Origin of the sequence: Limnohabitans simekii (SeqCode), assembly GCF_965234735.1 — a bacterium.
GTDB lineage: Bacteria > Pseudomonadota > Gammaproteobacteria > Burkholderiales > Burkholderiaceae_C > Limnohabitans > Limnohabitans simekii.
Genome location: NZ_OZ248540.1, coordinates 240,841 through 254,421, shown reverse-complemented (window position 1 = coordinate 254,421; position 13,581 = coordinate 240,841). Strand labels below are relative to the sequence as shown.

Sequence of the window (13,581 nt, the reverse complement as noted above, 5' to 3'; positions counted from 1 at the left end):
ATATTGCTTTTCCAACGCTATCAAACACAAACCCGGACCACACTTCCCTCCCTGCCAGAAACCACCTCCACCCGGGCATCCACGAACTCTTGCAGCTCGGGCACATGCGAGATGATGCCCACTAGCCTGCCGCTTTGCTGCAAAGCCTTCAAGGTTTGTATCGCATAGTCCAGCGACTCAGCGTCCAAGCTTCCAAAGCCTTCGTCAATAAATATAGCATCCAGCCTGATGCCGCCAGCGTTGCTTTGAACCACATCAGACAGGCCAAGCGCCAACGAGAGCGCTGCCATGAAGCTCTCGCCGCCAGACAAAGTGTTGACATCTCTGCGCCTGCCGGTATGGTTGTCTAAAACTTCTAAGTCAAGTCCTGCTGTGCGGTTGCGTGGGCCGGCTTCTTCTTTTCTGAGCATCAAGTAGCGGCCTCGGCTCATAGCTTGCAGACGGCGGGTGGTGGCCACGAGCACGTCATCTAGCAGCGCGGCCATCACGTAGCGTTGAAATGAGGTGCCCCTGGGGTTGTCGTTGTTGCATAGGCGCGCCAGGCTGCTTGCCACTTGGTATTGCTGCTCCAGTGCCTCAAAGGCGGCTTTGCCAGCCAGCAGATTTTCCTGCACGGTGTTGGCCGAGTTGATTTTGAGACCCAACATCAGACATTGTTCTTGGCAAGCTGTTTTTTCAAGCGTCAGCTGGTTGACTTGATCCTGCAGCTCTTGCAGTGTGTGCTCAGATGGCATGGCTTGCAGCACTGCCTGGGCCTGCTGTAGCTGCTGGGTGCACTGATTGAGTTGGCCATTGAGGTTTTGCTGCACTTCTTGTTTGGCGAGCAGCGCGGTTTGTGCCTGTGTTTGCAGCTGCGCAATACGCTGCAGCTCAGCATTGGCGCTTGCAATGGCACGTTCCAGCTCGTCAACCTCTTGCCATTCTGCTGGCACTTGGGCTTGACGCTCAGCCAGAAGCACGCTTTGTTGCTCAAAAGCGCTTAGCTTTTGCTGTACAGCGTTTTGTGCGGCTTGGCTGCTGACTGTTAACTGTTGCAATTGGACCTGGGCATTATTGAGCTTCGCTTGCAATGCATCCGCTTGGGTTTGCGCGTTGTCTGCGGCCCTAATGTCCAGTTCGCGTTTGTCTATTTGCGCTTGCAAGCTTTGTTGATCGGCTGGCAAGTGGGCAACCTGCGGTGCTAATTGGTCGTGCCGGGCTTGAGCAGCGCTGAGGTGCGCATTGGCCTCGGTCTCGGCTATTTGGGCTTGCACGTGCTGCTCTTTGGACGTGGCTAAATCGTCTTCAGCTCTTTGTAGTGCGGCGTCATCCACTAGCACTTCACTTTCATGCAGCGCTGGCGTGGGGTGGTCTTTAGAGCCGCATACCGGACAGGCTATGCCAGCGGCTAAGGTTAGGGCCAAGCGAGCAGATTGGCCCATGCGCCAGTGTTGCCGCGCTTCGTCAAATTTAGCTTGTCTTTTTTTTAACGCAGTGAGGTGGGTCTGCTCTTGTTTTTTGGTTGTGTCATATATATTTTTTGTACTTAAAAGATGGGCTTGGCAATGTTGCCAGTCTTCCCACAATCGTAAATGCTGCTGGGCCAAGGTTTGTTGAGCTTGCAGGGTGGGCAAGGTTTGTGCAGTGTCTTTCAACTGCTGCAGGCTAGCTTTTTGCAGCTCATGGGTCGCTTGCAAAATATTTAGATTTTCCTGTGCTTGCGTTGCTGATGCTTGCGCTACATCAAGCTGCTGCCTCGCATCTAAAGCGCCTTGGCTGGCTTCCGTAATGGCCATCACCCTATTCTGTAAAGCGCCTAGGGTAATGATCCGCTCGTTGTAAAGTTGCACTTGGGGGGCCAATGCAAGTGCCTCTTCTTGGGCAAAGTTAGCTTCGTTCAGATCAACCAACGCAGTTTGCAATTGAGCCTGAAGAATTTGCTGCTGATGAGTTTTGGTGGCAATATCTTGCTCGCACAGATTTCTTCTTTGATGAAGATCTGTTGCTGTGTTTAGCTTTTGGCCTAGAACCTCGAGCTCTGCCAATTTTTGCTGGTGTTGCTCTGCCAGATTGCTTTGGTGGGGGGCTATTTCAGCTTCACCTTGTAAACCCAAGCTTTGGACCAAGAGCTCCCGCTGCTGGCGTGCATTTTGAGCTTGTGTCTGAATGGCATTTTCTTGTTCTCTAAAGCGCAGGCTAATTCGCTCGTAGAGTTCAGTGCCAAAGAGTTTTTTAAGAATGGCTTCTTTCTCAACACTAGTGGCCACCAAAAAATCACTGAACTTGCCCTGGGGCAACATGATCACTTGCACGAACTGCCGGTGGTTGATGCGCAGAAGGTCCTGAACTTTTAATGTGACATCATTAGAGCCGCTAGCTAAGATGGTCCATTGACTTATATCTGTTTCGCTCAAGACAGAAAGAGAGGCCTGAGGCAAATGCTTAACATCTCTGTTGCCGCGAACAGCCTTGCGCATTTGCTCTGGCTCACGGACTACGCCGTAACGCTTGCCATGTAGCTCAAACTCAAAGTACACGCGGGTCAATGTGTCTGAGCTTGCATGGTGACTGCGCATTTGATCTGGCCGGCGCTCATTGCCAGAGCTTTGGCCGTAAAGGGCAAAGCACATAGCATCAAACAATGTAGACTTGCCTGCCCCAGTGGGACCATGGATCAAGAAAAAAGCTTTCTCACCTAGTAGTGTGAAATCTAATTCTTGCTGCTTGTTGAATGGACCAAAGGCCTGCATTTTCAAGAGAAGCGGCTTCATAGAGCACCTCCTCGCTCAGCTTGAATTTGTATTTCTTGCTCGGCATGCAACTCGGCCTGCAACACGGCTTGAAAGGCTTGCAGCTCAGCCTCATTGGGCCCCTGGCCCTTAACCCAATGAAAGAATTCTAGAAAGCGCTGCTCTGGGTTGTTCAAGTCATTAGCAACAAGGGCACCAGCGTTTTCGCCGACTTGGGCAACAGCCATACGGATAGTTACCAAATTGGGATAAACCTGCCGCAGGCGCTGCATGGCATCGAGCACGGGCGTCTCGTCTGTTAGGAATGCTTGTATGTAGTCCATCGAAGCATCAACGTCCACTTGGGCTTGCAAGAGTTCGACAAAGCAGCCTGAAATACTGCGCACATCATGCAAAACTTGGAGCGGAATCTGCTCAAACTGCGGCGCACCCTTTGCGGCCAGAGTAATGATATTCACGCTCTTGGTATGCGCTTCTTCACTGAATGAATACTTGAGCAAGGAACCCGAATAACGAATGTGCTCAGCACCAGCAGTTTGCGGCCTGTGAAGATGTCCAAGGGCCACTACATCAAAACCATCAAACACGCTGCTGGGAACAGCGCCTGTGCCACCTACAGAAATAGATCGTTCAGACTCGCACTCAGTAGACCCAGCAACAAAGGCGTGACCAAGCAATACATGGCGCTGCGCACCTGACTGCAATGGACCGAGTTGCGACAACGCATATCGCATGGCCTCTTCATGTGTGTTGATCGAATCGCCGCCTGGTAAGTTGCGCAGCATGGCTGGCTCCAGGTAGGGCAAGGGGTGAAGCAGCACGCGCACGCCGTCATGTTCAAAAGGAATTGGGGTAAAACGCCCAAGCGGGCCGCGCACATGCAGCCCATTGAGCTCAGTGATGCGCCCACCATAAGCGAGCCTCTGCTCACTGTCGTGATTGCCAGCCACCATGACAACCGCTATGCCGTGCTCGCAGATAAGCGAGGTGATAATTTCATCTAGCAATTGAACCGCTTCCACCGGCGCAATTGACCTGTCAAATACATCACCCGCAATGAGCACAGCTTGCACCTGCTGTTCAACAGCAATGGTAATAATTTGCTTCAAAGCATGCCGCTGCTCCTCCAAAAGTGACATCTGGAAGAAAACTCGACCTAAATGCCAATCTGCAGTATGGAGGAATTTGATCGTCATGGTGGGTACAAGTTTAAGGTTTAAAGGTGATGCTGTCCTTTAAATAATATTAGTTTGTATGATGACAGTCTCATGAGATGAGCCACCCGGATTTCAAAATTCGGTGTCCCGTGATGGAGTCGAACTTTGGGCTTTTTCAGTTCGAGTCCCGGTTATGTCGTCGAAGTTTTGGGGTCAAAATTCAGGGGTCAAAACCTGAAAAACTAGGTTTTCACCCGTCCAGTTGCAATATGCAACTTTTGGTGAATTACACGAAACATTACACGGTGGCTATTTTTACACGTAAGTAATTGATTTATAAGGGTTTTTGACGAGCCTGGATTTCTGTTAATCCGTAGGTCCCTGGTTCGAGCCCAGGTCGAGGAGCCACCTAAAAAAGCATCGTCAAAAGCGATGCTTTTTCTTTTTATACGCAACTACTTGTCGCGCTGAAGGCCTCTGGGTGACTTTTTGCCCTCAAATTTCATAGAGTTATCGCACGTATATTACACGGCGGATGGCTCGAGTCAAGAGGTTTTCGTCACAGTCTGAACACCACCGCTGTGACATCATCTCTTCGTGCATTGGTGCCTTGCCAAACAGCAAATTCATTCCTCATAGCTACTGTAATTTCTTCAGCACTGGCTTTGTAATTGGCTTTGAGGATGTCCTCTAGTCGGCGATAACCGAATGACGTCTTCCCTGTTGAACCACCAATCTGATCGGTAAAACCATCAGTCACAACTGAAAATACGTCACCTGACTGGTAAGGGATCTTTTGCACAACAGGTTTATCAGCTTCTAAAACCACATCTTGATAACCCAAGCTGCACCTAGCCCCTTGGTGCCTGATGATCTCCCCTTTTACGTTGACTTGAAACAATCCCAGTTTGGCACCGGCAAACTCAATGGTTTGCTTGTCACGATCAATCCGCAGCACCGCGGCATCACATCCGTCGTCACTCTCGCTGTCGAGTCGGTCTTGGTTCAGGCCCGTACGAACGTAGTGGTCCAAGGACATGAGCGCAGCAGCTGGATCTTCAGCGGTGTCGCTTGCATAAATACGCTCTAGCGAGTTGCTGACCAGCAGTGACAGCATGGCCCCAGGAACCCCATGTCCAGTGCAATCGGCAACTGCCAACACGAACGGGCCTGACTGTTGTGAACTGGACAGCCAATACAGGTCGCCACCAATGGTGTCGCGAGGTTCCCAAATAGACGAGAAAGATGCAAAACGACCCTCTATTTTTTCCTTTCTTGGTAGCTGACCTCTTTGCAGTCGACTTGCATAATTCACAGACTCAAGTACAACTTGATGAGAAGCGTCCAATTTCCTCAAAGAATTATCTGAGTCCAATACAACCTTATGCATTAATGCATCTCTTGCTTCTATTTGCAAATCAATTAACAGTTCATCTAAACTTTTATCGCCTTCATAGCTTTTGAAATTGACTTCATATTCAAATGTAGTCATGTCAGCTTCAGGCTTAAAGATGATGGATTTCGTAACAACCTCTATTTCCCATTTTTCAATCAGCACCATCCCTAAAGTAGCTTGTATGGAACCTCGGAAAAATGCCTCATGGTTTTGATTAAGTGCAGCTGTTATATAGATCAAAAAATTTGTTTCTGAGTTTTTAATTAGTTGAGCGCCGTATAAGTCATGATGGCCTCTGGTTGCACTTTTAATCACAGTATTCGATGCAAGATTATTTTTTTTCATAACCTCATAAAGTGCCTCAAGAATATTTTTCTCCGAGGGATTTGATGCTAAAGAACTCAGAAAATTCATTCTTAATTGTTTGCCATAGGCCATGGCATCACGATAAGAAAATATGACATTGATTCCAAAAACAAATAAAGCTTCAGAACCAAATCGCTCAAATGCTTCATCAAACATTTGAATTCGTAAGTTACTCGGATACCAACCATCAAGATCGATTTCTCGAACTCCGGCAGAGTCTAGAATTTTTTTTCCTATTTCACCTAAAGTAGAAACAGTTTTTAGCGTACTAGCAATTGCCTTGCCAGAGATCAAGGTAACTTTATCTAGATCATTCAATTTAAAGATCTCCAAAAGAAAGTTACACACATTGCGTATTCAAGCACGAAGTGCAACTTCAAATAACTGATAGTTGGGTGGCTGTGGATGTTTGGCATGCAAGGCTTATTGACCGGCGGTCTAAGTTTTTTGTCACTTACAAACACCTGAGGCAAGGTAAAAGATATCAGAATTCTTGCTTGTTTATGTCGACAAAACTCAAGCGTGACGCTTTGGAAGAACTTGCGCTGTCAGAAGCAAAAGAGGAAGCGCTGTGCAGATGGCCGCGATCGCCGGGGCAAATCCCAAACAGACGGCCTTTGAGCGAGCGGCTCTTGCATTTTGAAGCTAGAGGACAAGTGGGTCGTTGGTAATGCGGCACCGTCTTTTGTGCCTGCCTCAAAAATGCGGTTGTGACGATGGTCGAGCGCAAGAGAGGGTATGCCGTTATGGCAAAGGTAGAGAAAAGACGTCTGAATTAATCAGCCCAGCCATTGTGGACAAGTTCCGACCTTTGGCTGCCAAGGTCAAGACTTTGACCTTTGACAACGGTATAAAGTTTGCATCGGATGCCCATATTGATGAACAGCTTCAAAGAACCACCTACTTTTCCAGACCATTTGCTAGATAGGTGCGGGGCAGCAATGAAAACCTCAACGGGTTGCTGCGCCAATACACCCCCAAGAAAAGATCCATGTCAACGGTCACCAATGAAGAAATTAGAATGATTCAAAACAGATTGAATAACAGACCAAGAAAAAGATTGGGATTAAAAACACCTGCAGAGGTGTTTCATCAATCACACAAGGGCTTTGCGCTTCTAACCTAAATCCGCCAATTGAATGAATGTTTAAAAACACAGAACACTCTACCCAACCTATGATATTGGGACGCGCATTGAAGTCAACCGTCCGCATCATGGGCGAGTTGGGTTCCATTGGCTCAGATGTGCTCAAGATGCACAACGTATATGACATTGACATCGATGCTTGGTACCCGGCCAAGCTCAGGCAAGAGATTCACGAAGCCGCCTACAGGCGATTCGGCTCTGCAGCACTTTTGAATTTTGGTTTCTCAATGGGGGACCATTACTCCCAAGACCTGATTACGGCCTCCTTGCAAAACTACCAGTCCTTGATGGCTGATGCATCAACGCAAACCGATGGTTTGGATTGGTTTGTGCAAAATTTTGCCCATGCTTATCACGTGGCGACCAACGCTTCGCAAAATTGCGAAGGTGTGGACTATGGATTTCACGTCAAACGCATTTCAGATGGTTGCTACGTATTTAATGCAGTCTCAACACTGCTGTCACACCACCAAGCCTTTAGTGAGGGCATCATCCACGGCTATTTGGTGCGATTTATCTCGCACCAATGGGCTTATGAGTTGACCTTCCACCCAGAGCAAACCGAGTCTGACGAGTGCTTCAGCTCTTTTCATTGGACCTGTGTATTCAAACCGCAGTTGCAAGGGATTAATTCAGCTGAAGAGGCTACTGCAGCCTACAAACTGCAAATCAAAGAAACATTGTTCAAAAAAGTACTGAACGAATCCAACTCCTCGTTGGCCACCCTGATGTCGTCTGTGCGCTATGCCCGGTTGATTCAACAATCGCAGTTACCTCATGCTCAAAGTATGCGCAAATTATTGAAAGATTTCACAGTGGAGTGGCACCCACGGGACACGATTGGTGGGGACTTTTGGTGGGCACACCACCACGCACCCACCAACACCTTGGTGTTGGCCTTGGTTGACTGCGCTGGCCACGGTGTTCCTGGTGCTATGTTGGCGGTGTTGGTGAATTCGCAACTGGAAAAAATATTTTCCAACCCCGGCTCAATAGATTTATCTGAAGCGATCCTTCAGCTTGATCAACTGGTTCGAAAAAGCCTACGGCAAGACCTACCTGGCAGCGAGAGCGATGATGGGTGTGATGCCGCATTGATACGCATTGACTTGACCAACAAAGCGGTGGAGTATGTTGGAGCCAAAATCAATCTGTACGAATTAAATACAAGTGGTGATGTTGAACAACACAAGGCTGATCGCATCAGTTTGGGATACCGGGATTCGCCCCGTTTAAAGCCCGCCACACACCAATGGACGCCAGCTCCGGGCAGTCGGTTGGTCTTGGTGACTGATGGTGTGACAGACCAAATGGGTGGAGATAAGCAGCCGCTATTGGCCTTTGGTTACAAAAGAATGCTGGCAGTGTTGCAAGCGTCTGGCTCCGGCGACACAGCACATCTGGCACAACAACTCCTGTCGGCAGTGGCTGGATGGCAGGGCACGCAAGCGCGGCGAGATGATGTGACAATTTTGGCTCTGGAGATTTAATTCTCTTTTTGGCGTGAAATAAAGGAAATGATGAGTCCGCCATGCCTAGGTCTAAGTTCAAACTGTATCTGAGTCATATGGTTTCTGATTCTTTTGAAGTCAAAGAGATACATTCCTACATAAAAATTACTAATCACCCATGCTTGACTAAATTTTTAAATTTTTTTAGTATTCTCAGCAGACGAACCTAAAAAATCAAATCAATATATGCCGTTCATGAAATATTCAAAATTTCTTTTGATGGCACTTTGTATCTGGTTCTTTGGAACGGCAAGCGCCACGAGTTGGAATGATCTTCAACCCTATGAAATAGAAGCTGCTACACCAATTATTTTCAGCCCCAAAGCAAGCACGCTGGTCCTTGAAGATCCTGATGGTTCTTTTACAGTTGAAGACGTTCTCAAGCGAAAAGAGGAGTTCAAGCCTTTAGCGCAAGTGGATGGTATCGATGCGCTCAAACACTATTGGATTTTGCAAAAAATCAGCAGCCGTTTGGATGTAGACAGAAGCTACAAGTTGGATGGTTTTTGGGTTGACATTAACACCCATCTTTTACAACCTGATGACACTTTCATCACTTTGCGACCAAATGGACTTATCGCTGGCTATTCGGACCTGAGTGACATTGACCCCACTTTACCTAGTTCTGCTTCTGCAAAAAGCCGCGACAGCTTGTTCACCCTCAAAAGTGGAGAGACGCTGACTCTGCTGTCTCGGACAAGGTCCTTATCCACGATTTTGCCTAAGTCTTTGGTGCTGAGGGTGGTTGACAATGAACGGTTTTTAGAAACCCGCCGATTTGGTTTGTATTTGGAAGGTGGCCTTTTGGGCATCATGTTCGTCCTGGCCATTTTTGGTTGGTACTCCTATTTTTGGAATAAGGATCGAGCAGGTTTGTTTTACGGCATTTGGATTTCATTTGCGCTGATGCAGGTGATCACCATTCCAACCCATGATGGCATCCACCTGACCGAATTTTTCTTCAACTTTGATGGCCTTCGATTGGTGACTGGGTCCTTATCGACTTTATTCTTTTCCATTTCTGGCTACGGTCAATTGATTTTTTACTTCTTATTTGCCAGTTCTTTTTTGCAAATTGCCCGGTATTTCCCAACGACCCAAAAATTCATTTACGCCTTCGTAGGCTACTTAGTCATTCACTTTTTAACAACTATTCTCTGGCGACACAACATTCCCCAACATATTTATTGGATGGGTAATGCCGTTTTACCCTTGTTGCTTTTCGCCTTGCTTTACAAATGCGGTTTGGATCGTTATAGGCAAGGCATGTCGGTGGCCATGTTCTGGCTCATTGCTTCATTGCCATACTTGGCCTTCCGACTGATCTTCGTGACTGGCCTGATGGGCTACCCCTCGGTCTTTAGTTATTTGCCTGAATCGGGTTTCAGCTATTTGCTGCAAAACTCAAATGTGTCGCAAGCCATCGGCCTGTGCAGCGAAGCCCTGATCATGGCCTTGGCCGTCATCAGCCGCAATGTGTGGATTCAAAAAGAATTGGCAAAGTCGCTTGACGCGCAAAAAGTGCTGGTGGAGGGGCAAAACAAGGTGTTGGAAGAAACCGTGGCGGCCCGTACCAAAGAACTCGAGGCGCAGCACCAAGAACTTGATGAAGCGCATCAATTGGTCGTGGGTTCGGTTAATTACGCCAGCCGTTTGCAGCGCGGGCAGTTGCCGCGCCAAATTCGTCTCGATGGCCGCTTTGCCTCGTTTGCCACGATTTGGGAACCACGCGACACCATCGGCGGCGATTTGTATTGGATTTCATCCTCGCAACATGACGGGCCGTATGTGTTGGCAGTGGCCGATTGCACTGGCCACGGGGTACCTGGTGCGATGCTGAGTTTGCTGGTGAGTAATTCGCTAGAACGTATTTATGCCAATGACACCATGGAAAATCCTGTATCTGCCTTGGCTTCGTTGGACCACTTTGTGCGCACCGGCTTGAACCAAGACCGCCCTGACAGTGAAAGCGACGACGGTTGTGACGCCACGGTGTTGCGTATTGACCGGCGCTTACAACGCGTGGAATATGCTGGCGCAAAGATCGACTTGTTCCATGTGAACACTGCCGGTTTGGTAACGCGCCACATGGCACAACGCGTCAGCTTGGGCTACAAAGACCGCGTGCCTTCGACAGAGATACCCGAGGTCAAGGTCTTGCCCTATGAAAAAGGCGATCTGTTTGTCATCGTCACGGATGGATTGACAGATCAAGTGGGCGGTGCGACTGGCAAACCCAAAGTGTCGTATGGGTATCGGCGTTTGGAGCAATTGTTGTCTGACCATGCGGGTGGGCACGCGCAGCAAGTGATTGATGCGCTGCGCCAAGACTTTGTTCGCTGGCAAGGAACAAACACACGGCGAGACGATGTCACCGCGGTGGTGTTTTCGCTTTAGTGACAAAAAAAACAGACTTGCACCCTGTCGATTGAAAAGGAATTGTGAATATGGATTTATCTCAAGCCATTATGTTGCGCAACAGCTTGCGTCACAACAACGTCATCATGGCCTACAACGGCACGGTGACAGATGACCTGATGGTCACGTTGGCCGATTTGCTCAAAGAGAGATTGGTGGCCAATGACGAGGTCAAGCGTTCCAAATTGATCTTTGCTGTCTTCATGGAAGGGGTGCAAAACCTGATTTGGCACGGCAAAGAACATGCTGAAAACATGGGCATGATTTTGATCACCGAGCATGAGAAAGAGATCACCATCATGTGCGGTAACCGGATTGAAAAAGACAAGACCCAAGGCTTGAAAGACAGACTGGCGCAAATTGAAGGAGCGGACAAGGAAACCATCCGACAGCTCTACCGCGACGGCATGTCCAATGCCAGCGAACACGAAGGGCCGGGTTCCGGACTCGGCTTGCTTGAAATTGCCCGCAGAGCAACCCACCCCATCAGCTATACCTTTGTGGATGTGGATGACCACAGTGTTGACTTTATTTTGGCCGCAACCATCTGAGCAAGAAGGACCACAACATGAACATCGCCGCCACCGACCGAACCCCCGCTATCACATTGAGCCCATCCCCCTTGAAGCTCAGCATCAGCGGTGAATCCTTTCCAGAAGATGTTTCAGCCTTTTACGGTGAAGTGATTGCAGCCATCAACCAATTGACCACCACGGCCAAAGGCAAATTGGAAGTGGAGATGGCCATGGTCTACATCAACAGCTCCAGCATCAAAGCCATGTACCGAATTTTTGAAGGCTTGGACGCTTACCGGCAAGCTGGCAACGAGGTGCAAGTGACTTGGATTGCAGAAGCCGATGACGACATCATGCAAGAACTCGGCGAGGACTTCAAAGACCGTTTTCAATCGCTGAATTTCTCTGTCGAACAACATGACTGAAAACGTCTTTGATCTGTATGACCGCGAGAAGCTATTGCTGGCCGAGGGCCAAGCGATTTTGGACAGCGGACCACCAGCAGAGAAGCAAGCCTTTGCAGAGCGTTTGTTTGATCGTTTTTCCAAACTGGTCAGAGAGAACGAAGATTTAACCCGTCATTCCGATCGGCAAGAACAACGCCTGGTCAAACTCAACCGCAGCCTGAAAACCCAAACCTTGGAGTTGGAGCAGCAGCGCAGCAGGCTAGAAGGCTTGTCGCAACAACTCGCCAAGTACTTGCCGCCGCAAATTCATGACGCCTTGTTTGCAGGCAAATACGACACTCAAATCACCACACAACGCAAAAAACTCACCGTTTTTTTCAGCGACATCAAAGACTTCACGCGCACGGCTGAATCCTTGCAACCCGAGTCCCTCACCGAATACTTGAACGAGTATTTTTCGGAGATGACACAAATTGCCTTGTCTTATGGGGCCACCATCGACAAGTACATTGGCGACGCCGTGATGCTGTTTTTCGGCGACCCCGAGTCCAAGGGTGTGAAAGAAGACGCCAGGGCCTGTGTGGAGATGGCGCTGGAAATGCAAGAACGCATGCTGGTGCTGCAAAACCGTTGGCGTGAACGCGGCTTTGAAAATCCCTTTGTGATTCGCATTGGCATCAACACCGGCTATTGCAATGTGGGCAACTTCGGCTCGGATCAGCGCTTGAGCTACACCATCATTGGCGGCGAAGTGAACGTGACGCAGCGCTTGGAGGCCAATGCCGATCCCGGCGGCATCCTCATCAGTCACGAAACCTATGTGCAAGTGGATGACCTGGTGGAGGTGGAAGAGCGCCAAGCCGTGAACTTGAAAGGCATTGACCGCACCATCCGCACCTATGCCATCAAGGCTCGCAAAGCAGAATCCGACAAACCCTTGCGCTTGAAGCACCCCCAAGGTGTGCACATTGACTTGTCACCCCAGTACCTGAACCAAGATGACCGCCAATGGATTGCCCTGCAACTCAAGCAGTTGGCGACGCAACTGGAGCAATTGAACGACAAGGACGCATCGGCATGACACAGATTTCGGCCAGTTTTGAAGTCGATGTGGAGCACCTCCATGCCTTGGGCGTGGTGGATCCCAGCTCTTCAAAAAGTTTGGACATTTTTTCCTCGGGCCAGCTCAACAGCAATGAACGCTTGTATTTCAGCTTGTGGGGCAGCAAGCTCTTAAGCACCACGAGTTTTGAATCCCAAAAGAAAATTTTTCAAAAAGGCGAAGACGTGGCGGTGGCGTACTTCATTGTGTCGGGCAGCTTGTTGGCGATTGATGGTGAACACATCGAACGATTGGGGCCCGGCAGCGTGCTGTGTCTGGCCGAAGGTTTGGCGGGCCTGCCTGCACCGAAAACCGTCGTGACCGTCACGCCCGTTCAAGCCCGCATCATCCCGTTGCACAAAGTGGATCACATGGTGCCCAATCTGCCCCATGCGATTCGACAAATCATCCGCACCACGGTCAAACGAACACTGGCTTTGAAAGCCTTGCCCAAGGGGGTGCTGTGATCGACTTTCCAACGGTTATTTTTAAACCAGGACAGCGTATTTTCAACGCCGGTGATTTGGCAGACCATATGTATTTCATTCAAGCAGGCACCGTGCAATTGCTGGACGCCCAAGGCCAAGTCTTTGTCGAAATTGCCGATGGCGAATCGTTTGGGGAACAAGCATTTTTGAAAGGTGGCGTTCGCGGTGCAACCGCCCAAGCCAAGAACGAAGTCAGCTGCATCCAAATCGCCTCAGAAGATGCCAACCAGATGTTGTCCGAAGCTTCTCCCCTGTGGGTCCCGGTGTTTGAAGCCTTGTTGCTGCAACAAAACATGCACAACGCTTTGCGCGCGCCCATGGCCTGAGTTCACCAAGAGCGCTTGA

The 13,581-nt window shown here is 49.1% G+C and carries 10 protein-coding genes and 1 pseudogene; 8 read left to right on the top strand and 3 right to left on the bottom strand.

Translation table 11 applies throughout. The annotated features are described in order from the left end of the window. Window positions 1-20: 20 nt before the first annotated feature. The 3 genes from AC8GFP_RS01275 to AC8GFP_RS01265 form a co-directional block, all read right to left on the bottom strand. Entirely contained in the window at window positions 21-2,750 is a 2,730-nt protein-coding gene (locus tag AC8GFP_RS01275; RefSeq protein WP_506609485.1) for an AAA family ATPase, read from the bottom strand. After that, window positions 2,747-3,925 (bottom strand): exonuclease SbcCD subunit D, encoded by a 1,179-nt coding sequence (locus AC8GFP_RS01270; RefSeq protein WP_506609483.1) that lies wholly within the window; start codon window positions 3,923-3,925, stop codon window positions 2,747-2,749. Before AC8GFP_RS01270 ends, AC8GFP_RS01275 begins: the two co-directional genes overlap by 4 nt. A 520-nt stretch (window positions 3,926-4,445) precedes the next feature. Then, window positions 4,446-5,966, bottom strand: coding sequence for a PP2C family protein-serine/threonine phosphatase (locus tag AC8GFP_RS01265; RefSeq protein ID WP_506609481.1), 1,521 nt, complete (start codon window positions 5,964-5,966; stop codon window positions 4,446-4,448). A gap of 210 nt (window positions 5,967-6,176) precedes the next feature. Between AC8GFP_RS01265 and AC8GFP_RS01260 the strand changes: the two are divergent. The 8 genes and pseudogenes from AC8GFP_RS01260 to AC8GFP_RS01225 all read left to right on the top strand — a co-directional run. After that, a pseudogene (locus AC8GFP_RS01260) lies at window positions 6,177-6,774 on the top strand (IS30 family transposase); the annotation flags it as partial. A 68-nt stretch (window positions 6,775-6,842) separates the two neighbouring features. After that, complete coding sequence (locus tag AC8GFP_RS01255; RefSeq protein ID WP_506609479.1) at window positions 6,843-8,285, top strand: PP2C family protein-serine/threonine phosphatase; 1,443 nt, start codon at window positions 6,843-6,845, stop codon at window positions 8,283-8,285. Between the two features lie 1,299 nt (window positions 8,286-9,584). After that, window positions 9,585-10,703, top strand: coding sequence for a PP2C family protein-serine/threonine phosphatase (locus AC8GFP_RS01250; protein WP_506609477.1), 1,119 nt, complete (start codon window positions 9,585-9,587; stop codon window positions 10,701-10,703). Window positions 10,704-10,753: 50 nt separating this feature from the next. Then, window positions 10,754-11,275 (top strand): SiaB family protein kinase, encoded by a 522-nt coding sequence (locus AC8GFP_RS01245; protein WP_506609475.1) that lies wholly within the window; start codon window positions 10,754-10,756, stop codon window positions 11,273-11,275. A gap of 17 nt (window positions 11,276-11,292) precedes the next feature. After that, the gene (locus tag AC8GFP_RS01240) at window positions 11,293-11,664 is read left to right on the top strand and encodes a DUF1987 domain-containing protein (protein WP_506609474.1); all 372 of its coding nucleotides are present in this window, start codon (window positions 11,293-11,295) and stop codon (window positions 11,662-11,664) included. After that, window positions 11,657-12,727, top strand: coding sequence for an adenylate/guanylate cyclase domain-containing protein (locus tag AC8GFP_RS01235; RefSeq protein ID WP_506609472.1), 1,071 nt, complete (start codon window positions 11,657-11,659; stop codon window positions 12,725-12,727). The genes AC8GFP_RS01240 and AC8GFP_RS01235 overlap by 8 nt, the downstream gene beginning before the upstream one ends. Then, a complete protein-coding gene (locus AC8GFP_RS01230) occupies window positions 12,724-13,215 on the top strand; it encodes a cyclic nucleotide-binding domain-containing protein (protein ID WP_506609471.1) in 492 nt (163 codons plus the stop codon). The genes AC8GFP_RS01235 and AC8GFP_RS01230 overlap by 4 nt, the downstream gene beginning before the upstream one ends. Beyond that, complete coding sequence (locus tag AC8GFP_RS01225) at window positions 13,212-13,562, top strand: cyclic nucleotide-binding domain-containing protein (RefSeq protein WP_506609469.1); 351 nt, start codon at window positions 13,212-13,214, stop codon at window positions 13,560-13,562. Before AC8GFP_RS01230 ends, AC8GFP_RS01225 begins: the two co-directional genes overlap by 4 nt. Window positions 13,563-13,581 lie beyond the last annotated feature (19 nt).

What these genes read in the sequence shown, in the direction of transcription:
- AC8GFP_RS01275 (WP_506609485.1), bottom strand. Translation starts at nt 2,750, where the DNA reads ATGAAGCCGCTTCTCTTGAAAATGCAGGCCTTTGGTCCATTCAACAAG.
- AC8GFP_RS01270 (WP_506609483.1), bottom strand. Translation starts at nt 3,925, where the DNA reads ATGACGATCAAATTCCTCCATACTGCAGATTGGCATTTAGGTCGAGTT.
- AC8GFP_RS01235 (WP_506609472.1), top strand. Translation starts at nt 11,657, where the DNA reads ATGACTGAAAACGTCTTTGATCTGTATGACCGCGAGAAGCTATTGCTG.
- AC8GFP_RS01230 (WP_506609471.1), top strand. Translation starts at nt 12,724, where the DNA reads ATGACACAGATTTCGGCCAGTTTTGAAGTCGATGTGGAGCACCTCCAT.
- AC8GFP_RS01250 (WP_506609477.1), top strand. Translation starts at nt 9,585, where the DNA reads ATGTTCTGGCTCATTGCTTCATTGCCATACTTGGCCTTCCGACTGATC.
- AC8GFP_RS01245 (WP_506609475.1), top strand. Translation starts at nt 10,754, where the DNA reads ATGGATTTATCTCAAGCCATTATGTTGCGCAACAGCTTGCGTCACAAC.
- AC8GFP_RS01240 (WP_506609474.1), top strand. Translation starts at nt 11,293, where the DNA reads ATGAACATCGCCGCCACCGACCGAACCCCCGCTATCACATTGAGCCCA.